The sequence below is a fragment of the Sunxiuqinia rutila genome (assembly GCF_050589705.1).
Taxonomy (GTDB): Bacteria; Bacteroidota; Bacteroidia; order Bacteroidales; family Prolixibacteraceae; genus Sunxiuqinia; species Sunxiuqinia rutila.
On the sequence record NZ_JBNGOT010000003.1, the window covers coordinates 126,932 to 149,366 of the forward strand.

20 protein-coding genes are annotated in these 22,435 nt (G+C 44.1%); 15 read left to right on the forward strand and 5 right to left on the reverse strand.

From position 1 onward, the window contains the following. Window position 1: 1 nt before the first annotated feature. Window positions 2-1,093, reverse strand: a complete 1,092-nt coding sequence (gene gcvT, locus ACRD6K_RS04210) for a glycine cleavage system aminomethyltransferase GcvT (protein WP_430972203.1) — start codon at window positions 1,091-1,093, stop codon at window positions 2-4. 147 nt (window positions 1,094-1,240) lie between these two features. Between gcvT and ACRD6K_RS04215 the strand changes: the two genes are divergently transcribed. Together ACRD6K_RS04215 and ACRD6K_RS04220 are read left to right on the forward strand one after the other, a co-directional pair. Beyond that, the gene (locus tag ACRD6K_RS04215) at window positions 1,241-1,597 is read left to right on the forward strand and encodes a hypothetical protein (RefSeq protein ID WP_299577934.1); all 357 of its coding nucleotides are present in this window, start codon (window positions 1,241-1,243) and stop codon (window positions 1,595-1,597) included. A gap of 375 nt (window positions 1,598-1,972) precedes the next feature. Then, a complete protein-coding gene (locus ACRD6K_RS04220) occupies window positions 1,973-2,329 on the forward strand; it encodes a hypothetical protein (RefSeq protein WP_299577933.1) in 357 nt (118 codons plus the stop codon). A gap of 39 nt (window positions 2,330-2,368) precedes the next feature. Here ACRD6K_RS04220 and clpB read toward each other — a convergent pair whose 3' ends face one another. Beyond that, window positions 2,369-4,957 (reverse strand): ATP-dependent chaperone ClpB, encoded by a 2,589-nt coding sequence (gene clpB / locus ACRD6K_RS04225; protein WP_299577932.1) that lies wholly within the window; start codon window positions 4,955-4,957, stop codon window positions 2,369-2,371. A gap of 553 nt (window positions 4,958-5,510) precedes the next feature. Here clpB and ppdK point away from each other — a divergent pair. Beyond that, window positions 5,511-8,222 (forward strand): pyruvate, phosphate dikinase, encoded by a 2,712-nt coding sequence (ppdK, locus tag ACRD6K_RS04230; protein WP_430972204.1) that lies wholly within the window; start codon window positions 5,511-5,513, stop codon window positions 8,220-8,222. Window positions 8,223-8,342: 120 nt separating this feature from the next. Here the strand turns inward: ppdK and ACRD6K_RS04235 are convergent, their stop codons facing one another. Beyond that, the gene (locus ACRD6K_RS04235) at window positions 8,343-8,771 is read right to left on the reverse strand and encodes an OsmC family protein (protein WP_299577930.1); all 429 of its coding nucleotides are present in this window, start codon (window positions 8,769-8,771) and stop codon (window positions 8,343-8,345) included. Between the two features lie 348 nt (window positions 8,772-9,119). Between ACRD6K_RS04235 and ACRD6K_RS04240 the strand changes: the two genes are divergently transcribed. Next, the gene (locus tag ACRD6K_RS04240) at window positions 9,120-10,547 is read left to right on the forward strand and encodes a nicotinate phosphoribosyltransferase (RefSeq protein ID WP_430972205.1); all 1,428 of its coding nucleotides are present in this window, start codon (window positions 9,120-9,122) and stop codon (window positions 10,545-10,547) included. 14 nt (window positions 10,548-10,561) lie between these two features. Beyond that, window positions 10,562-11,095: an isochorismatase family protein gene (locus ACRD6K_RS04245; protein ID WP_430972206.1), complete on the forward strand. Its 534-nt coding sequence runs from the start codon at window positions 10,562-10,564 to the stop codon at window positions 11,093-11,095. A gap of 69 nt (window positions 11,096-11,164) precedes the next feature. Here ACRD6K_RS04245 and ACRD6K_RS04250 read toward each other — a convergent pair whose 3' ends face one another. Then, a complete protein-coding gene (locus ACRD6K_RS04250; RefSeq protein ID WP_430972207.1) occupies window positions 11,165-11,776 on the reverse strand; it encodes a hypothetical protein in 612 nt (203 codons plus the stop codon). Between the two features lie 201 nt (window positions 11,777-11,977). Here ACRD6K_RS04250 and ruvX point away from each other — a divergent pair, with 201 nt between their 5' ends. The 5 genes from ruvX to ACRD6K_RS04275 all read left to right on the forward strand — a co-directional run bounded on the left by ruvX (window position 11,978) and on the right by ACRD6K_RS04275 (window position 17,982). Then, window positions 11,978-12,400 carry a Holliday junction resolvase RuvX gene (ruvX, locus tag ACRD6K_RS04255; RefSeq protein WP_299577926.1) on the forward strand — a complete coding sequence of 141 codons (423 nt, stop codon included), beginning with the start codon at window positions 11,978-11,980 and terminating at the stop codon, window positions 12,398-12,400. Then, window positions 12,397-12,960: a peptide deformylase gene (gene def, locus ACRD6K_RS04260; RefSeq protein WP_299577925.1), complete on the forward strand. Its 564-nt coding sequence runs from the start codon at window positions 12,397-12,399 to the stop codon at window positions 12,958-12,960. The genes ruvX and def overlap by 4 nt, the downstream gene beginning before the upstream one ends. 115 nt (window positions 12,961-13,075) lie before the next feature. Next, window positions 13,076-15,073, forward strand: a complete 1,998-nt coding sequence (locus ACRD6K_RS04265; protein WP_430972208.1) for a ComEC/Rec2 family competence protein — start codon at window positions 13,076-13,078, stop codon at window positions 15,071-15,073. Between the two features lie 113 nt (window positions 15,074-15,186). Continuing rightward, window positions 15,187-16,521, forward strand: coding sequence for a Trk system potassium transporter TrkA (gene trkA, locus ACRD6K_RS04270; RefSeq protein WP_430972209.1), 1,335 nt, complete (start codon window positions 15,187-15,189; stop codon window positions 16,519-16,521). Window positions 16,522-16,596: 75 nt separating this feature from the next. Then, window positions 16,597-17,982, forward strand: coding sequence for a TrkH family potassium uptake protein (locus ACRD6K_RS04275; RefSeq protein WP_299577922.1), 1,386 nt, complete (start codon window positions 16,597-16,599; stop codon window positions 17,980-17,982). 9 nt (window positions 17,983-17,991) lie between these two features. Here the strand turns inward: ACRD6K_RS04275 and ACRD6K_RS04280 are convergent, their stop codons facing one another. Beyond that, complete coding sequence (locus tag ACRD6K_RS04280) at window positions 17,992-18,606, reverse strand: L-threonylcarbamoyladenylate synthase (RefSeq protein ID WP_430972210.1); 615 nt, start codon at window positions 18,604-18,606, stop codon at window positions 17,992-17,994. A gap of 168 nt (window positions 18,607-18,774) precedes the next feature. On the opposite strand from ACRD6K_RS04280, the gene mnmC2 reads away from it, so the two are divergent. From mnmC2 to ACRD6K_RS04305, 5 genes are all read left to right on the forward strand, one after another. Further along, window positions 18,775-19,434, forward strand: coding sequence for a tRNA (5-methylaminomethyl-2-thiouridine)(34)-methyltransferase MnmC2 (gene mnmC2 / locus ACRD6K_RS04285; protein WP_430972211.1), 660 nt, complete (start codon window positions 18,775-18,777; stop codon window positions 19,432-19,434). Window positions 19,435-19,498: 64 nt separating this feature from the next. After that, a complete protein-coding gene (bamJ, locus tag ACRD6K_RS04290; RefSeq protein ID WP_299577919.1) occupies window positions 19,499-20,110 on the forward strand; it encodes a BamJ family beta-barrel-assembly machinery protein in 612 nt (203 codons plus the stop codon). 21 nt (window positions 20,111-20,131) lie between these two features. Beyond that, window positions 20,132-20,827: a BamJ family beta-barrel-assembly machinery protein gene (gene bamJ, locus ACRD6K_RS04295; RefSeq protein WP_430972212.1), complete on the forward strand. Its 696-nt coding sequence runs from the start codon at window positions 20,132-20,134 to the stop codon at window positions 20,825-20,827. A 94-nt stretch (window positions 20,828-20,921) separates the two neighbouring features. After that, window positions 20,922-21,290, forward strand: a complete 369-nt coding sequence (locus ACRD6K_RS04300) for a DUF3127 domain-containing protein (protein ID WP_299577917.1) — start codon at window positions 20,922-20,924, stop codon at window positions 21,288-21,290. 131 nt (window positions 21,291-21,421) lie between these two features. Next, window positions 21,422-22,378 carry a calcium/sodium antiporter gene (locus ACRD6K_RS04305; RefSeq protein ID WP_430972213.1) on the forward strand — a complete coding sequence of 319 codons (957 nt, stop codon included), beginning with the start codon at window positions 21,422-21,424 and terminating at the stop codon, window positions 22,376-22,378. Window positions 22,379-22,435: the final 57 nt, after the last annotated feature.

The window sequence follows — 22,435 nt, forward strand, 5'->3', positions numbered from 1 at the left end:
CTTATTGAAGACTTACAAAAGGTACTTTAACTACCTTTGCTTTTAATAATTTCGTCCGTACTTTCACATAAATTTCTGTACCGAAAGCAGAATATTCCTTGGCAACGTAGCCCATTCCAATGCCTTTATTTAGCATGGGCGACTGGGTACCGGAAGTAACTTGTCCGATAACCACGCCGTTCTGGTCAGTCAGTTCGTAGCCATGGCGCGGAATGCCACGATCAATCATTTCAAAGCCTCTTAACTTGCGTTCAACGCCTTCCGTTTTTTGAACCGACAGCAATTCCTTATCAATAAAGTCATTGTCTTCGTTGAACTTGGTAATCCATCCCAGACCAGCTTCGATTGGCGAAGTGGTGTCGTCAATATCGTTGCCATACAGGCAGAATCCCATTTCCAAACGCAACGTATCGCGGGCACCCAAGCCAATCGGTTTAATGCCAAACTCTTCTCCGGCTTCAAAAATAGCCTTGTAAATGGCCTCGGCATGTGCATTGTCAAAATACAGCTCAAAACCTCCAGAACCTGTATAACCGGTTGCTGAAATGATTACATCTTCAATCCCTGCAAATTCATCGGTTACAAAAGTGTAGAATGGAATATCACTAAGCTTAACCCGGGTCAGCTTTTGCAGTACTTCCATGGCTTTGGGACCTTGAATGGCCAGCAGGCTGATTCGGTCTGAAGCATTTTCCAGTTCGGCTCCCTCTTGGTTTTGACTAACCACCCAATCCCAGTCTTTTTCAATATTGGAAGCGTTGACGACCAGCAGATACTTCTCCGGCTCGTAATAATAAACCAGTAAATCATCCACAATGCCCCCTTTTCCATTGGGAAAACAAGTGTACTGGGCCTGCCCCATCCGAAGCTTGGAGATATCATTTGTGGTTAATTTCTGTACCAAGGCGGCAGCTTTAGGCCCTTTTACCCAAAACTCCCCCATATGAGAAACATCAAAAACGCCAACACCGTTTCTGACTGTTAAATGTTCATCTTTAATTCCGCTGAATTCCACCGGCATTTCATAGCCTGCAAATTCAACCATCTTACCTCCTGCTTGCTTATGGAGTTGATTTAAAGCTGTTTTTTTCATTGATTTCTTAGTTTGAATTGGTAAAAATAGAGCTTATGCCACCGCTTTTTCATGAGGAATATCAGAAAAATACTGCTGTATAGCAACTATTATATGAAATTACTGTCAGATGTTGTATCTTTCTAGTTCCACCAATAAAGAATAACTATGAAAACCAAACGATTGACCAACTTAAGGTATCTGGAGAAAGCCACAGGAGGAGAGGCTAAAATTATGAAAGAATTCATCCAGTTGTATTTCGAGCAAATTCCCAAATTTCGGAGAGATTTTAGACGCTACCTCGACAACAAACAATGGAAAGAGCTGGGAAATTTGGCGCGAATGGCCAACTCATCGGTGCTGACCTTTGGCATGTTTGACTTGTCTCACAACCTACGAATTCTTCATGCGAAGACCTACAAACAAATTGGGCTCGATTCATACCCCAAGTATGTTGAAGAGTTTGAGTCTGTAACACAAGCGGCAGACCTGGAGTTAAGAGAGGCCCTGCGTAAGTTTTCCTAGACACGTTCAGCAATTTGATTCCTGCCTGACCAGCACAAGCCTGAACGTAACATCTGACGACCAAACGTCATTGATATGCCATTAATGATGTTTCACTGTTGATTTTACTCCGTAAAACCGTTAAGAACTATTTGTCCCAAAAACCACCCAACCATTGCTCCACTCATTCTGAAAACAAGACCACTCCCCCAGCCTTTTTCCTTTCTGATTTGATCAGCAAAACACAGCTTCCCTCAACATTTTGACCAAACACTACCTTACAAACAAACGCTCAATAAGCAGGAAACAGCAACTAAAACAGAACTACCCGTTTAACCTCTGGCATAATAGCCAAAATTTACCTATAATTGCATGTTTTAACTGATGTACAGAGCTATGCCTGAAAAAAGATACACCAATTTAGACTATCTAAAAGAGATTACAGGAGGTCAGGATGATATTTTGAAAGAATTTATCACCTTGTTTTTTGATCAACTTCCTGAATTTAAGATTGGCCTACACGAACATCTAAGCCATAAAAGATATAAAGAGCTTGGCGAGTTGGCACACAAAGCCAAATCATCCGTTATGACCTTTGGCATGGAAGATTTGGGATGGAAGCTGAAAGAGCTGCAACTAAAAACCCAGAAACTGGAAGATATTGAATCGTATCCCGACTACATCAGTGAGTTTGATCTGGTTATTGGCCAAGCCGAACTGGAACTTCAGGAAGTGATGGATCAACTAGCATAAAAAAGAGGCATTTTACAGAAAAATGCCTCTTCGTTTTTTTTACATGCCTTTGAACTTCAACTCATCTTCTTCCATCACAATCCGGATGGTCTGGTCAACCCGAACATCGCCTGCCAAAATTCGTTTCGACAGCTCATTCAGCACATACTTCTGCAGTAAGCGGTTCACCGGGCGAGCTCCGTATTGCGGATCATAACCGATGGTCGCCAACCAGGAAACAGCCTCATCTGAAATTTCAATTTTCAAATCCTGGTTACTCAAGCGTTTCACAATCCGGTCGAATTGAATTTTCACAATCTCTTTGACATCTTCGCGTGACAAAGGCGTGAACATGATTGTTTCATCAATCCGGTTCAGAAATTCAGGACGAATGGTTTTCCGAAGCAAGTTAAAGATGGCTTCGCGGGTCTGCTCGTAAATCTCGCCCTTGTTTTCCTCATTCATCCGCTCAAAACCTTCCTGAATAATCTGCGACCCCAAATTTGACGTCATGATGATGATGGTATTCTTAAAGTTCACTGTCCGTCCCTTGTTGTCGGTCAAACGCCCGTCGTCAAGCACTTGCAGCAAGACGTTAAACACGTCGGGATGGGCCTTCTCAATTTCGTCAAACAGCACTACGGAATAAGGCTTCCGGCGCACAGCTTCACTCAACTGACCACCCTCATCATACCCAACATAGCCCGGAGGCGAACCAATAAGCCGTGTAACCGAGAATTTCTCCTGGTACTCGGACATATCAATCCGGGTAATCATATTCTCATTGTCAAACAGGTATTCTGCCAGTGCTTTGGCCAACTCGGTTTTTCCCACACCGGTAGTTCCCAGGAAAATAAACGAGCCAATCGGACGTTTTTCGTCCTGCAAGCCCGCGCGACTGCGGCGCACCGCATCGGCCACCGCATGAATGGCTTCCTGCTGACCTACCACGCGTTTGTGCAATTCTTCTTCCAGGTGCAAGAGCTTTTCGCGTTCGCTTTGCAACATTTTAGCAACCGGAATCCCGGTCCAGCGGGCCACCACATCGGCAATATCTTCCGCATCCACTTCCTCTTTAATCAGCGAATCGCCCTGAATTTTCTGCAATTCTTCCTGCAAATGCACAATGGCTTCTTCGGCCTCTTTAATCTTTCCATACCGAATTTCGGCTACCTTGCCATAATCACCTGAACGCTCAGCCTGCTCTGCTTCGAACTTGAAATTCTCAATATTGGTTTTATTCTGCTGAATCTGGTCGATCAATGATTTCTCCATTTCCCACTGAGCCCGATAGCGCGATTGCTCTTCTTTCAAATTGGCAATTTCTTCATTCAGCAAAGCCAGTTTGCCTTCGTCTTTTTCACGCTTTATCGCCTCACGTTCAATTTCGAGTTGCTTAATCCGACGTTCAATTTCATCCAGTTCTTCCGGCACCGAGTCCATTTCCAAACGCAGCTTCGCCGCGGCTTCATCCATCAGGTCAATGGCCTTGTCAGGCAAAAAGCGATCTGATATATAGCGTTGAGACAATTCAACAGCCGCAATAATCGCATTGTCTTTGATGCGCACCTTATGATGTCCCTCATAACGCTCCTTCAAGCCTCGAAGAATAGAAATGGCACTCAGCGTGTCCGGCTCATTCACCATCACAATCTGAAAGCGGCGTTCCAAGGCTTTATCTTTTTCAAAGTATTTTTGATACTCGTTTAAAGTTGTTGCACCAATGGCACGCAGTTCGCCCCTGGCCAATGCCGGTTTCAAGATGTTTGCGGCATCCATGGCGCCATCGCTTTTTCCTGCACCCACCAGGGTGTGAATCTCATCAATAAACAAAATGATTTCCCCATCCGACTTCACAACTTCATTCACCACGGCTTTCAAGCGCTCTTCAAACTCGCCTTTGTACTTAGCTCCGGCAATCAAAGCACCCATATCAAGGGAAAACAATTGTTTCGATTTCAGGTTCTCCGGAACATCCCCCCGTACAATTCGATGGGCCAGCCCTTCAGCAATAGCCGTTTTCCCGGTACCGGGCTCCCCAATCAGTACGGGATTATTTTTGGTTCTCCGCGACAAAATCTGCAAAATCCGCCGGATTTCATCATCCCGTCCAATAACCGGATCCAGCTTGCCACTGCGCGCTTTCTCATTCAAGTTGACCGCAAAGCGATTCAATGAGTTAAACTGATCTTCAGCAGTCTGACTCTCAACCTTGGCTCCTTTGCGAAGTTCGGCAACGGCGGCATTCAGCTCCTTCCGTCCAACGCCACTATCCTTCATCAGCGATGAAACAGTATCGCCCGTCTCCAGCAAAGCCATCAGGATATGCTCAACAGAGACAAACTCATCGCCCATTTTCCGCGAAATATCAATTGATTTCTGAAGCGCCTTATTCGTATTGGCCGACAAGTATTGCTCGCCGCCACTTACTTTGGGGTACGATTCAATTATTTTATTAAGTGCTTGCTGAAAAATACCGGTATTTACCCCTAGTTTTTTCAGTAAAAATCCAGTCACATTTTCTGCTGCATGCAACAATCCTTTCATCACATGGCCGTTTTCAATGGCTTGTTGATGATTTGCCTGAGCAACCTCAAACGCATGCTGCAAGGCTTCCTGCGATTTGATCGTAAAATTATTAAAATTCATAGGTTCCTCCTTTTTTCTTAACTGCTAGACTACAAGCAAGAAGCTAACCAAAATTAAGAAATCCAGTCGAATGAGACATTTTGTCTTAACGAAATGATTTTACAGGAAAAAATTACTGGTGGGATGCTATCTACAAGCATTTTTGACAGATAAGCATAAAAAAAAGGATGGCTGGGACCATCCTTTTTCTAACTTAACCAAACCTATCTCTATGAAAAAAATTACTTGTCTCTTTATTAAAACTAACAATACAAATGTAGGCTGATTTATAGTTAAGAACCTTCAACCAACGTTAATAAATGTTAAGAGTTATGTTTCAGCTTCTACCCTAATTTTAGAATAGAAAGGAAGTGACATTTATTCTGTTTTTCATATATTTATAACCACCTAAGCTAATTGAAGTAAAAATACGGTACAAAGTGCTAAAAAAGGCTGTAGAACACGCTTTCTGATTGAAAAATAAGAATAGTATTCCCCATTTTTGTATGGTGAGCAAAAAGAATAAACACTAATTGAATAGATATTATTTTAACTAACCCACAAAAAACGTTTTATGACAAAGTATGTTTATACGTTTGGAAACGGTAAAGCCGAAGGTAAAGCCGGCATGAAGAACCTCCTTGGAGGAAAAGGAGCAAACCTGGCAGAGATGAATCTTATTGGAGTGCCTGTTCCTCCTGGCTTTACAATTACAACGGAAGTTTGTACCATTTATACGCAGCAGGGCCACGATGCAGCAGTTTCAACGATTAAAAAAGAAGTTGAAGAGGCTGTCGCTCTTATTGAAGAACTTACCCACACCAAATTCGGAGACAAAGACAATCCCTGTCTCGTTTCGGTTCGCTCCGGAGCCCGGGTTTCCATGCCCGGCATGATGGACACTGTATTGAACCTCGGACTAAATGACCTGGCCGTGCAAGGGATTGCTCAAAAATCAGGAAATGAGCGCTTTGCCTGGGACTCTTACCGTCGCTTTGTTCAAATGTACGGCGATGTTGTTTTAGGCATGAAACCGGAAAGCAAGGAAGACATCGATCCGTTCGAGGCCATCATGGAAGACCTGAAAGAAGAAAAAGGCATTGAACTGGATACCGACTTTACCACAGCCGACCTTAAATTACTGGTCATCCGTTTTAAGGAAGCGGTGCTGAAAGTTACCGGCAAAAGTTTTCCGGATGATCCATGGGAACAACTCTGGGGAGCAGTTTCTGCGGTATTTGACAGCTGGATGAACGAACGTGCCATTTACTACCGGAAACTGAATAACATCCCTGCTGAATGGGGAACTGCGGTAAACGTTCAGGCCATGGTTTATGGAAACATGGGAGAAACATCAGCTACCGGCGTGGCCTTTACGCGCGATGCCGCTACCGGCGAAGACATTTTCAATGGTGAATACCTGATCAACGCACAAGGCGAAGATGTGGTTGCCGGAACACGTACACCTCAGCAAATTACCCTTGAAGGCAGTAAGCGCTGGGCCGAATTGGCTGAAGTAAGCGAAGAAGTGCGCCAAAAAGAGTTTCCATCGCTTGAAGAAACCATGCCTGCCCTGTACAAAGAACTGATGGACATTCAGGAAAAACTTGAAGACCATTATAAAGACATGCAGGATCTTGAATTCACGATTCAGGATGGTAAACTCTGGTTGCTGCAAACCCGAAACGGAAAACGTACCGGAGCGGCCATGGTAAAAATTGCGGTTGACATGCTGGAACAAGGCATGATTGATGAAAAAACAGCCCTGCTACGCATTGAACCGAACAAACTGGATGAGTTGCTTCACCCGGTATTTGACACCACAGCGCTTCAAAGTGCCCAAGTGCTGGCCAAAGGACTTCCGGCTTCCCCCGGAGCAGCAACCGGCCAGATCGTTTTCTTTGCCGATGAAGCTTCGCAATACGAAAACTCCATTCTTGTGCGGATTGAAACATCGCCCGAAGATTTGGAAGGAATGAATATTGCCCGTGGTATTTTAACCGCCCGCGGAGGCATGACCTCGCACGCAGCTGTAGTGGCCCGTGGTATGGGGAAATGCTGTGTTTCCGGAGCCGGAGCTGTTAAAATCAACTACAAGTCCCGGATAATGAACATTAATGGACAAGAGTTCAAGGAAGGTGACTGGATTTCACTGAACGGAACAACAGGTCAGGTTTATGAAGGAAAAGTAAAAACCATGAACCCTGACCTTGGTGGCGATTTTGGTAAGGTGATGGATCTTTCGGATAAATTTGCCCGGATGACTGTTCGCACCAATGCCGACACCCCGCACGATGCCCAGGTAGCCCGCAATTTCGGAGCTCAGGGAATTGGCCTTTGCCGGACCGAGCACATGTTCTTTGAAGGCGCTCGAATCAAAGCCATGCGCGAAATGATTCTGTCGTCGACAAAAGAAGGACGTGAAAAAGCACTGGCCAAACTTCTGCCCTACCAACGGGAAGATTTCGAAGGAATTTTTGAAGCCATGGAAGGCTATGGTGTTACGGTACGCCTGTTGGATCCGCCATTACACGAGTTTGTTCCTCACCAGCAAGCTACTCAAAAAGAGCTGGCCAAAGAAATGGGTATCTCTATTGAAGCTGTTAAGTCCAAAATTTCAGATCTGGAAGAATTTAACCCCATGCTGGGACACCGTGGTTGCCGCCTGGGAATCACCTATCCTGAGATTACAGCCATGCAGGCCCGTGCCATTATTGAGGCTGCCCTAAACCTAAAAGCCAAAGGTGTAGATGCCCGCCCCGAAATTATGGTACCTCTGGTTGGAACCGTTGCCGAATTGAAAAACCAGGCAGATATCATTCGCTCAACAGCCGAAGAGGTCTTTGAAGAAAAAGGTGATCGGATTGACTACCTCGTGGGTACAATGATTGAAATTCCGCGTGCGGCCTTAACCGCTGACCATATTGCGGCCGAGGCTGACTTCTTCTCTTTCGGAACCAATGACCTGACCCAGATGACACTGGGCTACTCCCGTGATGATGCCGGAAAATTCCTGCCCGTTTACCTTGAAAATGGTATCTTAAAGCAAGACCCCTTCCAGGTACTTGACCGGAATGGTGTTGGACAGTTGGTACAAATGGGTGTTGACAAAGGACGCTCAGCCAAACCTCACTTAAAAGTTGGTATCTGCGGTGAGCATGGAGGAGAACCAAGTTCTGTAGAATTCTGCGACAGCGTTAATCTTGACTATGTCAGCTGCTCACCCTACCGGGTGCCTATCGCACGTGTTGCAGCCGCTTTAGCCAACATTAAGCACCGCAACTAATTCATAAACTGATTTTATAACAAAAGCCGTTTCAGCCATGCTGAAGCGGCTTTTTCAATCGATCTGTTATGAAAACAAGGAAGCGAAAAGTCATTCCGGTTCCTGTCCTGCATTAAGTTTCTATTTCTTCAATTGGGCATTCATCGTAATTTTGATAGCCGCAAGCGCCTGCGAAACCGGACAGTTTTCCTTGGCCTTGGTTGCCAATTCCTGAAAAGTATCTTCAGCAATACCTTCCACTTCAGCCACTACATCCAGGTGGCTTTCCGTAATTTTAAAACCACCGTCTACCATATCCAGTTTTATACTGGCAACAGTTTTCACCTCCACAGGCTTGTAGCCTTCTCCTGCCAGAATATTTGAAAAGGCCATGGAGAAACAACCGGCATGAGCTGAACCAATCAGCATTTCAGGATTGGCACCGACGCCATCCTCAAACCTGGATTTAAAACTAAATGGAAATTCCGTATCACTATTTTCAAATTGCATACGTCCGTTTCCTTCTTTCAAATTCCCTTGCCAATAGGCATGTGCTTTATTAATCTTCATAGTTTTATATTTTTAAAGTGACTTGAAATTGCTAGTCCACTCTACATCAAAGCTGGTGCCGAATCGCTTAACTCGAAAACTCAAAACCAAACAAAACCCATCTAAAACACTAACCAACAACACAATAAATCAAATCCAGCCACTAATCAGCTCCTTCAAAAATTACTTCAGACCATGTATGGAAAGCTCCACCTTTTGAGGTAAAAAATCCACACTCCAAGGCTGTATGTCTTCCCTACCCAGAGTTCGGTTCCCACACATCATGGGCCCCATCTGGTTTATCGCTGATTTTATGCGTATTTTGCAAGGTCTTTGCAGAATTGATTCGTGAACTAAAAATTGTTACTTATGCTTTCGTTTCCATCAACCACCGGACTTTATACCGACCATTACGAACTGACCATGGCACAAGGCTACTTTTTAAGCCAACGCCATGAAAAACAAGCCAGTTTCGACTATTTTTTCAGAAAAGCACCTTTTGGAGGAAGTTTCGTTGTTTTCTCCGGCTTATCGTCAGTCTTGGAAATGATCCAAAAATTTCGCTTTTCATCAACGGAATTGACTTATTTAAAGAGCCTTGGGTTTGACGAAAGCTTTATTGACTACCTCAGTCAGTTTTCCTTTCAGGGAAACATCTATTCCGTCAAAGAGGGTGAATTAATTTTCCCCAATGAACCCGTTTTGCGGGTGGAAGGAACCATCATTGAAACCCAGCTGGTTGAAACTTTACTTTTAAATATTTTGAATTTCGAATCGCTGATTGCGACCAAAGCCTGCCGCATGCGCCTGGCTGCCGGCGACCGTGTGCTGTTGGAATTTGGCTTACGACGCGCACAGGGCCTGGGAGGAATCCATGCCAGCAAAGCAGCCATCAGCGGTGGGTTTGATAAAACATCCAACGTTTACAGCGCTTATCATTTCAAAATCGACAGCAGCGGAACCATGGCGCATTCCTGGATTCAAAGTTTTGATGATGAACTGGAAGCCTTCCGCACTTATGCACGTTTTTTTCCGGAAGAATGCGTCTTGTTGGTTGACACCTACAACACCTTAAAAAGCGGCATTCCCAATGCGATTACCATCGCACGTGAACTCAGCGCACAAGGACACCAGCTAGCCGGCATACGGCTTGACAGCGGCGATCTGACCTACCTCAGCAAAAAAGCACGCCAAATGCTGGATGAAGCCGGCCTGCACATGGTTAAAATTGTTGCTTCAAACCAATTGGATGAAAATATCATTCAAAGTTTACTGGCACAAGGGGCGCCCATTGATGTTTTTGGAGTAGGAACTTCGCTGGCTACCGGAAAATCGGATGCGGCACTGGATGGCGTTTACAAACTTGCATTCTACGACGAAAAACCTTCCATCAAAGTATCTGAAAACCTGGCTAAAATGACACTTCCCGGTGTGAAAACCATTCACCGGTTCATTGATCAGGATAATCTTTTCTGCGCCGATGGAATTTCCCTTGCCCATGAACAAGCATACGATCAGATTTATCATCCCACCGAGGCAGGCAAACACAAAGACATTTCGGGCTGCCAAAGCGAAGAGTTAATCCAGCAGGTGATGAACCAGGGAACAATCACCCTTCAACTACAAACACCAGCAGAAAATGCGGCCTATACCAAGTCACGTCTTCTGCAACTCCCTGAAGAGCACAAACGCTTCTTAAACCCGCATGTTTATAAGGTCGGAATCAGTCAGAAGTTACAGGATGCCCGCAACGAGATGGCCAAACAATATTTGAAAAAGGATTCATTCAATTCATAAACACCTTAACGACTATGAAAGCACTTTTGATTGTTGATTTGCAAAATGATTTCTTACCCGGAGGAGCCCTTCCCGCTGCCAAAGGGCGAGCCATCATCCCTGTGGTCAACGCACTCCTTAATCAGTTTGATTTGGTAATTGCTTCCAAAGACTGGCATCCGCAAGACTCCATTCACTTTCAAAAATGGCCGGTTCATTGCCTGGCCAATTCCGATGGAGCAGCCTTCCCAGAAGAGCTTCATCACCATAAAATTGAAACGGTACTTTTAAAAGGCACCCGCAACAGCGATGACGGCTATTCCGCTTTTGAAGCCACCAACCTTAAACTCACCAACTATCTCAATGAAAAGCAGGTAGACCAGCTCTATATTTGTGGACTAACAACGGAGTACTGTGTTAAAAATACCGTTTTCGATGCCTTGAAAGCAGGCTACCAAACCTTTGTGGTAAAAGAAGCTGTTGCCGCGGTAAATGCCCAGCCGGGCGATGAAGAAAAAGCCTGGCAGGAAATGCAAAAGGCCGGAGCGATCATTGTTCATCATTCCTGATTCGAAGCGACAAAAAAGCCATCCGTCACAAAAGACGAATGGCTTCAAAATTGATTGAGTTTATTGCGCTTAAAAATGAGCCGAAAGTTGAATATTGATGGATGGCGCCAGGCGATATCCGTGATTATACGATTCAAAATACAAATCGCCAGAGCGGTAATACACAGAGGAGCCTACCCGTACCTGTTCACATTGAAATGGCAAATGTGCAAAAACAACCTGCCTCGGAATCTCAACCCGCACATAACCTACTCCACGATGGTGCCTGTAGTAATGTCCTCCATAGAAATAATAATCACCGTGCTGATGGTGATGAATCCGAACGGGATCGGCATAAAACCGGCGGTAAACCTGCCCATAGCCCGGATGATGGTAAGCATACTTTTTACTGTACCTGTTCTGTTTAGCCCAGTGCTTTGAGTGATGGGCCTTTTTATGCGATGCTTTCCAGTTGGGGTGCTTGTAGCCATGTTTTGAATGCTTCAGTTCGCTTTTTCTCGCATAACTATTATAAGCCCGTTTATCCTTAAAATGCTTGTTCTTATTTTGCTGACGAACTTCCTTGTAAGTACGATTTATTTCGTTGCCTGTTTCTCGGCGTTGCGCCTCTGCATTAACTCCTGTCATCACTGCTGCCAGTGTAATCATCAAAGCAATCAGTTGTTTATTTCGTGTTTTCATGGCTTCCAGATTTTAAGTTTAACATCATGTGCTGGTGCCTGTATTTACCGGTAATCAGTTGCCCAAAAGAAGCAAAGGGCGTGCCAAAGCTACATCACACTAGAAAACAGCCGCGTACAGCCCCTTCTCAATTAGATGTTTTTTACGCTTCTACTTTTTTTCTGCCCGGAGAATATTAATTTTGCACAAAATTTGACACCAATGGGAAGAATTCTGGCAATTGATTATGGGAAAAAACGGGTTGGGCTTGCAGTTACTGACCCGCTGCAAATTATTGCCACAAAATTAACTACGGTTCGGACTCATCTGATTTTTGATTTCTTGAAAGATTATTTTCAGCAGGAAAACGTTGAAAAAGTGATTATCGGCTATCCGCTTCAGATGAACAATGAACCCTCTGAAGCCGTTCAGTATATCAATCCGTTTTTAAAGCGTTTTCAGAAGCTTTATCCGGATATGCCCATTGAGCAAGTTGACGAACGTTTCACCTCCAAAATGGCTTTTCAGACCATGATTGATGCAGGGGTGAAAAAGAAAGACAGACAAGACAAAGGAACGATTGATGCCGTAAGTGCAACAATTATCCTTCAATCATATATGGAACAACAAAAATACAGATCATGATTTATCCGGTAACCGTATACGGCGATCCACTTTTACGTAAAGTAGCCGAACCAATTGACACCAACTCTGAAGAATTAAAAGAGCTGGTTGACAATATGTATGCAACCATGTACCACTCTGATGGCGTTGGCCTGGCCGCTCCGCAAATTGGCAAATCGCTGCGCATCTTTGTCGTTGATGCCAGCTCAGCTGCTGACGAAGACGAACCCGAACTGGAAGGCTTCAAAAAAGCCTTTATCAATCCCGAAATTCTGGAACGCACCGGCGACGAATGGGTGATGAATGAAGGCTGTCTGAGTTTGCCCGAAATCCGTGAAGATATTAGTCGTCCGGAACGAGTAAAAATCAAATACCTGGATGAAAACCTGGAAGAACACATCGAAGAATATGGTGGTTTCGCCGCTCGTGTCATTCAGCATGAATATGATCACCTGGATGGTATTTTACTAATCGATTACCTTTCTCCGTTGAAAAAACGCATGTTGAAAGGAAAGTTGACAGCTATTTCAAAAGGAAAAGTAAAGACTTCTTACCGCATTGTTTTGCCGGGCAAGAAGTAAGCTCATAGGCTGAAAGAGGGGGTTTTCCCCTTCTTTTGGCACCCTTCATGAAATAAATTCATATTTTACAAACCGAAAAGGACAGCCTGCCGTAAAAGTCTGAAAACAAAAGGCTGTGACTTTTTTCACCAATAACCCATTCACCCGAATCTTGAGTTTTTGGCTAATCGGCTTACTGATTGGCAACTATTTCCCACCCTTCAAGCTGGGTTTATGGGCACTACTTTTTATCTCCGCTTTTTTATGCCTGCTCAAGCTAAAAGCGAAAACCTACCCTTTCGACCGTTACCTCTCTTCATTGCTGGCCATCAGCCTTGTAACCTTTTCCTCTTATACAGTTCCACCTCCCAAAATTACTGCTCTGGACCAACACCAGCACATCCTTGCAACACTTCTTGAATTCCCGACAGAGAAACCCAACTCCTACCAGGCAAAGCTAAAGATCCACCGGGCCGACTCAGCCGCCTACCACAACGAAACCATTTTGGCTTATTTCGAAAAAACAGATTCGGTGAATCAACTCCAGCCCGGCGACCAGCTGGTTGCAAAATGCCGGTTACAAGCCATCCGAAACCAGGGCACTCCTTACGGATTCGACTATCAAAAGTTTATGGCCAACCGCCAGATATATTACAGTACGTACATTTCAGCTAGAAATTATGTCCGGATTCAAAAAGGCAACAGCAAGTCGCTGCTATTGCAGGCTGAACACTTACGATCGACCATGATTAACTTACTTAGGAGCTACATCAAAAACAAAGAGTCGCTGCAAGTTATTTCAGCCTTGACCCTGGGGTATCGCAAGGAGTTGTCTCCGGAAACCCGCTCCTACTTTGCATCTACCGGAGCCATGCACGTTTTGGCAGTTTCAGGCTTGCATGTCGGCATGATTTACCTTTTCCTCTCCAGCCTTCTGGGCTTTTTAAAACGGTCACGCTTCGGAAGACTGTTCTATGTGCTGGGCATCGGACTCTTGCTTTGGTTTTATGCCTTGCTTACCGGTTTTTCGCCATCGGTACAACGGGCAACCGTCATGTTCAGCTTTATTTTGATTGGAAGCAGCCTGCAACGCCCGGCAGCCATTTACAATTCCATTGCCGCATCTGCCTTTATTTTACTACTGTTCAACCCCAATTTATTGTTTGAAGTTGGCTTTCAACTGTCGTATGCAGCAGTTACCAGCATTGTATTTTTCTTTCCTCGCCTCGAGTCGTTGGCTAAGCCCCGCCACAAGCTAACCCAAAAACTGTGGCAGCTATTTTGTGTTTCGCTGGCTGCCCAACTCGGGACATTCGCTTTATCCATCTATTACTTTAATCAGTTTCCGGTGTATTTCTGGCTCAGCAACTTTCTGGTAATTCCGGCCGCTTATCTCATTTTAGACGGAACCTTTCTGTTCTTTATTTTTTCGCCAATCAGCTATCTTGCCGAAATTCTCGCAAGCCTCGTTTCTACAATTACTTTTGCCACCACGTTTCTGCTTCGTCAAATTGAGCAACTCCCTTTTTCATTGATTGAAAATATCAGCTTGTCCAGCCCACAACTGCTGCTCCTGCTTACTATGGGAGGTTGCCTTCTCTTTTTCATTAAACTCAAGCGAAAAGCTTTTTTCTTCACGTCCGTGATTCTTTTAGGCGGTTTCTTTCTGGCTGGCTTCTTTCAAAAACTACAAACCTTCAATCAGCAAAAGTTTATTGTCTATGCTGACAATAATGACATCCACCTCATAAATGGAAGAACAAACTACTTGATTCAAACTTCCAATGAGACGCCAAACGAACAGAATATTCAGCCCGTAATCAATGCTCTGAATCTGAAGCCACCCATCCTTATTCACCTCGACTCCTGCAAGCAATACCAAAGCGACGATTTAATTATTGACGAGGCATTAATTGTTTTCATAGATCAAACTTTCCACTACCATAAACGTAATGTTAACCAATCGAACAAGATGTTTAAGCAACGGACAAAACAAGGGATGCTACCAAACAACACATCCCCCATTTGGGACACAAAAATTGATTCAGTACTGGTAAAAGAAGAGACTTTGAACCTGGCGAACCTAAAGGTCCAACAAGCTTTAGTGGCTGACCTTAAACCGAGCAACCGATAACATAATGTTAACGTTAGGCTCATCGGGCCGAAAAACAAGTTCAAATACATGGAAATTGTTGTTTTTATACCTTTCTTTACCGGGCTGAATTTTAGAATAAAGAGTAACGAGATATGAAGGTTGTTATTGTAGGTGCCGGCGAAGTTGGAACACACCTTGCCAAGATGCTGAGCAAGGAGAACCATGACATTGTATTGATGGATGAAGATGCGAATAAACTTTATCACATTTCCAGTCAAGTTGATCTGCTGACCGTCACAGGCTACGCCAATTCGTTTCGTGATTTAAAAGAAACAGGACTGGCTAAAGCTGACCTGTTTATTGCGGTAACGCCTTATGAAGAGCGTAACATTTTCGCCTGTGTTCAAGCCAAGGATATGGGCGTTCAGCGCACCATCGCCCGAATCAATCAAGGAGAATACCTGACCGAAAAGTACAAGGAAAAGCTACGGACACTGGGGGTTGATGAGCTTATTTATCCGGAAAGTTTGGCCGCCAAAGAAATTGCCTCTTCAATCAAACAGGTGGGAACCCGCCAAATGATTGAATTTTCGCAGGGAAAACTCACCCTGATGGGAATTAAAATCCGCGAAAATGCCCCCATTCTAAATAAGTCACTTGAGGAGTTAACATCTATCAACTCTGATATTCGGGCAGTGGCCATCAACCGTGAAAGTGAAACGATTATTCCTAACGGGAAAGACTGTATTCACAACGGCGACATTGTCTTTTTCATTACTACACGTGCCAACCAAAACCGGGTTTTTGAATTGGCCGGGAAAGAGATTTTTGCTGTTCGCAACGTCATGATCCTGGGGGGTAGCCGAATCGCTCAAAAAACGGTTGAACGCCTGGGCGACAGCTACAACATAAAAGTAATTGAGAGTGACAAAATCCGGAGTCAGCAAGTAGCCGACCGTTTTGAAAACATCCTGGTTATTCAAGGTGATGGCCGAAACCTGGAATTATTGAAAGAAGAGCGGATTGAGCGAATGGATGCCTTCATTGCTGTTACAGGCAACTCGGAAACCAACATTCTATCGTGCCACCTGGCCAAAAGCCTTGGCGTAAAAAGAACGGTTGCCGAAGTAGAAAACATTGACTTTATGGGCATTGCTGAGAATATGGACATTGGTAGCCTGGTCAATAAAAAATTAATTGCAGCCAGTTACATTTACAAATATACACTAGGCGCTAAAGTGGCACAGGCTAAATGTCTGACAGCCTCCGACGCCGAAGTTTTTGAGTTCATTGCCAAGGAAGGCTCCCGAATTACCGAGCACCCCATTAAAGATCTGGAATTCCCCAGTGATGCCATCATCGGAGGCTACATCAGAGGAGTAAAAGGCTTCGTAGCCAAAGGAGATACGCACATTCAGGAAAACGATAAGGTAGTTGTTTTCGCCTTACCATCAGCCATTCAAAAACTGGATAAATATTTCAAGTAATTCGACCAAGCTATGCTCAATTTCAAGATAGTTTTTCGTGTTTTGGGTTTTTTATTGGTGGTTGAAGGGGTCTCTATGCTAATTGCAATGAGCATCTCTGCCATCTACCAGGATGCCGGACTATTTGCCTTATTAAAATCAGCACTCATCAGTATTGCAGTAGGCTCTTTGGCTTTGCTGTCAACACGGAAAGCCGAAAAGAAAATTGGGAAACACGAAGGATTCGTGATCGTTAGTTTGGTGTGGGTGGTCTTTTCCTTTTTCGGCAGTTTGCCTTACCTGTTTAGCCATTCAATCCCTGACTTAACCAATGCCTTTTTCGAAACCATGTCCGGTTTTACCACTACCGGATCATCCATTTTAAATGACATTGAATCGCTTCCCAATGGAATCCTATTTTGGCGAAGCATGACCCAATGGCTTGGTGGAATGGGAATTATCGTATTATCTTTAGCCATCTTACCCATTTTCGGAATTGGAGGAATGCAGCTGTTTGCTGCTGAAGTTCCGGGACCAACGCCCGACAAAATCAGCCCCCGAATTCGACAAACAGCCAAGAGTTTATGGATTATTTACCTGGGATTTACCATTCTGGAAACCTTGCTTTTATGGGCTGGCGGAATGACCTTATTCGATGCCATTAACCATTCATTCACCACAATGGCTACCGGTGGTTATTCTACCAAACAAGCATCCGTAGCCTATTGGTCGTCACCATTTATTCAGTATGTTATCATCTTTTTCATGTTCTTGGCCGGAACCAATTTCACCCTCTCCTATCTGGCCATTCATGGGAAGTTTGAAAAAGTTTATAAAAACGAAGAATTTAAATATTACATTCTTTTTATTGTAGGCTTTACGGCCATCATCTTTAGCGGACTGCTCATTTCTACCCAACTGGATTTTGAACTGGCGTTTAGAGATGCTCTGTTTCAGGTGGTATCCATCATAACCACAACAGGCTTTGCCACGGCTGATTACCTGACCTGGACCCCATTCCTGACCATTATTATCTTTGCGCTTTTCTTTTTCGGAGGAAGTGCCGGATCAACAGGCGGAGGGATCAAAATTATGCGGGTTGTTTTGCTCATGAAAAACAGCTATTACGAACTTCGCCGCTTGCTGCATCCCAATGCGGTTATCCCGGTTCGCTTTAACCGGCGCGCAGTTTCCGATCAGATCATCACCAACGTGCTGGCTTTTTTCATGTTCTACTTCATTATTTTCTTTCTCAGCACCATTCTTTACACCTTGGTTGAACCGGATCTGCAATCAGCCATGGGAGCAGTTGCCACTTCGCTGGGAAATATTGGACCAGGACTTGGAAATGTTGGGCCGGCGGAGAATTTCCACCATGTGCACCCGGCCGGAAAATGGTTTTTATCGTTTCTGATGTTGCTTGGACGCTTGGAGCTATTTACGGTTTTGGTACTTTTCTCACCAGCTTTCTGGAAAAAATAGGACGCGTTGCTATTCCTGCACCACGCCTTTACCCTGACGAACAATGGTTGGAACATCCATGGTGCAATCAATAACGGTTGAAGCAACATTGTCTCCATAACCACCATCAATAACCAAGTCAGCAAAGTCTTCAAATTTTTCGTGTATCAACTCCGGATCAGTGGTGTATTCGATCACTTCATCCTCATCGTAAACTGAAGTCGAAAGAATCGGATTGCCCAACTGGTGCACAATTTCCCGAATGATATTATTGTCAGGAACACGAATTCCTACCGTCTTCTTTTTCCCTTTAAAGTACTTGGGAACATTGGAATTAGCCTCCAGAATAAAGGTAAAAGGACCGGGCAAATTTCGTTTCAGCAGCTTAAAAATTGTATTCGAAATCGGTTTGGCGTAGTCAGACAAATGGCTCAAGTCACTACAGATGAAAGACATGTTCGACTTTTCGATTTGAACTTTCTTGTAGTGCGCAATTTTCTCCACCGCTTTTACATTGGTTATATCACAACCAAGCCCATAAACCGTATCGGTGGGATAAATAATGATTCCTCCATTTCGCAAGACTTCCAGCACTTTCTCAATCTCGCGCTGATTCGGATTCTCTTCGTATAATTTTATCAGCATAATAATCAGTTAAAAGCCTTTCAAAATTAGCATAAAAATGTGGAAGCCAAGAAGAAAATGCCGAAATTCGCGCGCAGCAAATCGATCACAGCATCCGAACGGACTCTTTTCACAAACAATTCCGAAGTTGATTGATTCCAATAAATGTATAATTGAAACACGCATACCATGAAACGATTCCTAAAACTGACCGAGGACGGATCGCACACCCTTTACTTGCCTGAAATGGATGAACATTTTCACTCCATACACGGGGCCATACAAGAATCCATGCATGTGTTTATCGCCAACGGGCTAAACCGCTGCACCAAAACCGAAATCAACATTCTGGAAATTGGTTTTGGCACGGGACTCAATGCCCTGCTAAGCTTGTTGAATCGGCAGGAAAAAACCATTCATTATTATTCACTTGAAAAGTATCCGCTGACGGAAGCCGAATACAGCCAGCTGAACTATGCCCAAAATTACGATACAGAAACCCAGTCGCTTTTTTTGAACTTACACCATAGTGAATGGGGAAAACCGGTCCAAATTGCTCCAGGCTTTGAGCTGACCAAACTGCAAGCCGACCTTTGTTCGGTTGATCTTGCACAATTCCCTTTGTTCGACCTGGTGTATTTTGATGCCTTTGCCCCGGACAAGCAACCCGAGCTGTGGACCGATGCCATTTTCAGTAAAATAAGTGCCCAATGCCAGCCCGGAGCAATCCTGACAACCTACTGTGCCAAAGGAGTTATTCGACGTACGTTGCAGCAAAATGGTTTTCTCATGCACCGGCTTCCGGGCCCTCCTGGAAAACGACAAATGTTAATGGGCGAGAAAGCCTGATCTGGATCAGGGATATCACAAAAATTCCCTTATATTCGTAGCTCTTAAAAAAATTTAGAATTTTATGTCAGAACACAAATTTAAAGGAGAACTGGAAGAATTTAGTTATGCATTGGGATTGAGCATTTCAAGCAATCTCATTCAATCTGGAGTTAAAACAATTGAACCCGGCAATTTCATGCTGGCCCTCGAAGATATTTACACGGGAAAAGAACCGAAGTTAAGCCCCGATCAAGCCAATAAAATCTTGCAGGAGTTCATGGAAAAACAACAAAATGGACAAGGCAAGGAAAACCTGGAGCAAGGGCTTCAGTTTTTAGCTGAAAACCGCGCAAAAGAAGGCGTTCATGAAACAGCCAGCGGACTTCAGTATACTATTTTGGAAGAAGGCGACGGCGAAAAACCAGGTCCTGCAGATCAGGTAAAATGTCACTACCACGGTACGTTGATTGACGGAACCGTTTTCGATAGTTCTGTTCAGCGCGGCGAGCCTGCTACATTCCCGGTAAACGGGGTTATTCAAGGATGGGTTGAAGCCCTTCAAATGATGACAACCGGATCAAAATGGCGCTTGTTTGTTCCTTCTGAACTGGCTTACGGTGATCGTGGTGCTGGTGGTGCTATTGGCCCAAACTGCACCCTTATTTTCGAAGTTGAATTACTGGAAATCGTCTAATTATATTTACAACAATCAAACATGAGATTTAAATCAATTCTTTTTTTATTGGCTGCAGTAGTGGTACTGGCAGCATGTCAACCACAAGGTTCTCGTAACGAAAACCTGGCCACAAGTGCAGATTCAGCTAGTTATGCCATTGGTGTTTTAGTTGGAGATCAAAACAAACAACAGCTGGAATCAACAGGTTCTGCTGACTTCAACACCGAAATTTTAGTTACTGCTTTTGAAAAGCAACTGAAAGGTGAAGAAACTAAAATGACCATTGAAGAAGCTCGTACCTTCATCCAGTCTTATTTTCAAAAGATGGCTGAAGCAGAAGGTGTTGCTAACGAAAAAGAAGGAGCTGAGTTTTTAGCCGCCAACAAAGAAAAAGAAGGTATTACTGTAACCGAAAGTGGTCTTCAGTATGAAGTTATTGAAGCAGGCAATGGGCCAAAACCAACAGCCGAGCAGCAAGTAAAAGTTCACTATACCGGAACTCTGATTGACGGAACCGTATTTGACAGCTCAGTAGAGCGCGGTGAGCCTGCTACTTTTGGAGTTGGACAAGTTATTCCGGGATGGACAGAAGCCTTACAGCTAATGCCTGTCGGATCAAAATGGAAAGTTTATATTCCGGGCAACTTGGCTTATGGCCCTCGTGGTGCCGGTGCTGACATTGGTCCAAATGCAACCCTTATTTTCGAAGTAGAGCTGCTTGAGATTGTGAAGTAAACAGTTCTTGAAAACTTTTTAATAAACCCCTGGAATTTTTTTCTCAGGGGTCTTTTTTTATCCCTATTTTTGGCAACAGAAAAATATTGAAGTAATGAGTTTAGAAGTAAAAGGAAAAATCAACCAAATCTTAGACGTAAGTTCCGGAGTGAGTAAAGCCGGGAAAGATTGGAAAAAACAAGAGTTTGTGATTGAAGTAGTCGATGGTCAGTTTCCAAAGCAAATCTGTTTTACACTGTTCAATGACAAAATATCACTGCTGGAAGGATTGAATACCGGCGAAGATGTGAATGTTTCTTTCTCGGTTGAATCGCGTGAGTTTAATGGTCGCTGGTACCACAACATCAACGCCTGGCGTATTGACCGTCTGGCAGCCAACGGAGCTCCGGATATGTTACCTCCTGAATTTACTCCGGATGATATTCCACCAGAATCAAATAATCAAGACGATTTACCATTCTAAAAAGATACAGCTAAAGCGGAGTTCTACCAACTCCGCTTTTTTTGGCTTCAAGCTAAAACCAAAACCAGACCAAACTGATTACCTTTGCTACTGTTACTAGCTTTTACAAGAATCAATTTTAGACTCAGATTATGACCCTGCAGATTTTGTTATTGTTAGTTGGCTTAGTGTTGCTTATAAAAGGTGCTGACTGGATGGTGAGCGGAGCCTCATCCCTGGCCAAAAAGTACCATGTTTCAGATTTGGCCATTGGCCTTACCATCGTTGCTTTTGGCACCTCTGCCCCCGAGTTGGTCGTCAATGTTTACTCCTCCCTTCAAGGACACCACGATCTGGTTTTTGGGAATGTCATCGGAAGTAACAACATTAATTTGTTTGTCATTCTCGGACTTGCCGGCCTCATCACGCCCATGGTGGTGCAATCGAGTACCGTTTGGAAAGAGATCCCACTTTCGCTGTTTGCAGCAGTCTTGCTCATTGTACTGGCCAACGATTGGCTGTTTCCAAACGCTCATATCCTTTCCCGTCTCGACGGACTAATTCTCTTAGCGCTGTTTGGCTCTTTTCTATTTTATGTATACAAACAACTAAAGACTGACAAACAGGAAGCTGCCCCGGAGCAAAAACAATTCAAACCACTTCAAATTTGGTTCTTGATTCTTGTTGGTATGGCTGGCTTAGTGATTGGCGGGCGGCTGGTAGTTACCAATGCCGTCAGTATGGCAACAGCCTTGGGAGTTAGCGAAAAAATTATCGGGCTAACAATTATTGCCCTGGGAACTTCATTGCCCGAATTGGCTACTTCCGTTGTAGCCGCACTGAAGAAGAACAATGATATTGCTGTTGGAAACATCATCGGGTCCAACATCTTCAATATCTTCCTGATTCTTGGTGTCAGCTCTCTTTTGAGTCCCATTGAATACAACCCGGTTTTCAATACCGATATGCTGCTGCTGTGTTTCGGAACGTCACTGCTGTTTATTGCCATGTTTACCGGAAAGAAGAAAAAACTCGACCGTTGGGAAGCCGGTTTACTTCTGCTGATTTATGTGGGATACACGATTTACATCATCAGCCAGGAAATATAATGGGCTGCGGAATTACTTATCGTTAATACTAGGTTTTGCTTGCTTATTTTTAAGCAT

Coding starts and splice junctions, on each gene's coding strand:
- gcvT (WP_430972203.1), bottom strand. CDS start 1,093: ATGAAAAAAACAGCTTTAAATCAACTCCATAAGCAAGCAGGAGGTAAG.
- ACRD6K_RS04215 (WP_299577934.1), top strand. CDS start 1,241: ATGAAAACCAAACGATTGACCAACTTAAGGTATCTGGAGAAAGCCACA.
- ACRD6K_RS04220 (WP_299577933.1), top strand. CDS start 1,973: ATGCCTGAAAAAAGATACACCAATTTAGACTATCTAAAAGAGATTACA.
- clpB (WP_299577932.1), bottom strand. CDS start 4,957: ATGAATTTTAATAATTTTACGATCAAATCGCAGGAAGCCTTGCAGCAT.
- ppdK (WP_430972204.1), top strand. CDS start 5,511: ATGACAAAGTATGTTTATACGTTTGGAAACGGTAAAGCCGAAGGTAAA.
- ACRD6K_RS04235 (WP_299577930.1), bottom strand. CDS start 8,771: ATGAAGATTAATAAAGCACATGCCTATTGGCAAGGGAATTTGAAAGAA.
- ACRD6K_RS04240 (WP_430972205.1), top strand. CDS start 9,120: ATGCTTTCGTTTCCATCAACCACCGGACTTTATACCGACCATTACGAA.
- ACRD6K_RS04245 (WP_430972206.1), top strand. CDS start 10,562: ATGAAAGCACTTTTGATTGTTGATTTGCAAAATGATTTCTTACCCGGA.
- ACRD6K_RS04250 (WP_430972207.1), bottom strand. CDS start 11,776: ATGAAAACACGAAATAAACAACTGATTGCTTTGATGATTACACTGGCA.
- ruvX (WP_299577926.1), top strand. CDS start 11,978: ATGGGAAGAATTCTGGCAATTGATTATGGGAAAAAACGGGTTGGGCTT.
- def (WP_299577925.1), top strand. CDS start 12,397: ATGATTTATCCGGTAACCGTATACGGCGATCCACTTTTACGTAAAGTA.
- trkA (WP_430972209.1), top strand. CDS start 15,187: ATGAAGGTTGTTATTGTAGGTGCCGGCGAAGTTGGAACACACCTTGCC.
- ACRD6K_RS04275 (WP_299577922.1), top strand. CDS start 16,597: ATGCTAATTGCAATGAGCATCTCTGCCATCTACCAGGATGCCGGACTA.
- ACRD6K_RS04280 (WP_430972210.1), bottom strand. CDS start 18,606: ATGCTGATAAAATTATACGAAGAGAATCCGAATCAGCGCGAGATTGAG.
- mnmC2 (WP_430972211.1), top strand. CDS start 18,775: ATGAAACGATTCCTAAAACTGACCGAGGACGGATCGCACACCCTTTAC.
- bamJ (WP_299577919.1), top strand. CDS start 19,499: ATGTCAGAACACAAATTTAAAGGAGAACTGGAAGAATTTAGTTATGCA.
- bamJ (WP_430972212.1), top strand. CDS start 20,132: ATGAGATTTAAATCAATTCTTTTTTTATTGGCTGCAGTAGTGGTACTG.
- ACRD6K_RS04300 (WP_299577917.1), top strand. CDS start 20,922: ATGAGTTTAGAAGTAAAAGGAAAAATCAACCAAATCTTAGACGTAAGT.
- ACRD6K_RS04305 (WP_430972213.1), top strand. CDS start 21,422: ATGACCCTGCAGATTTTGTTATTGTTAGTTGGCTTAGTGTTGCTTATA.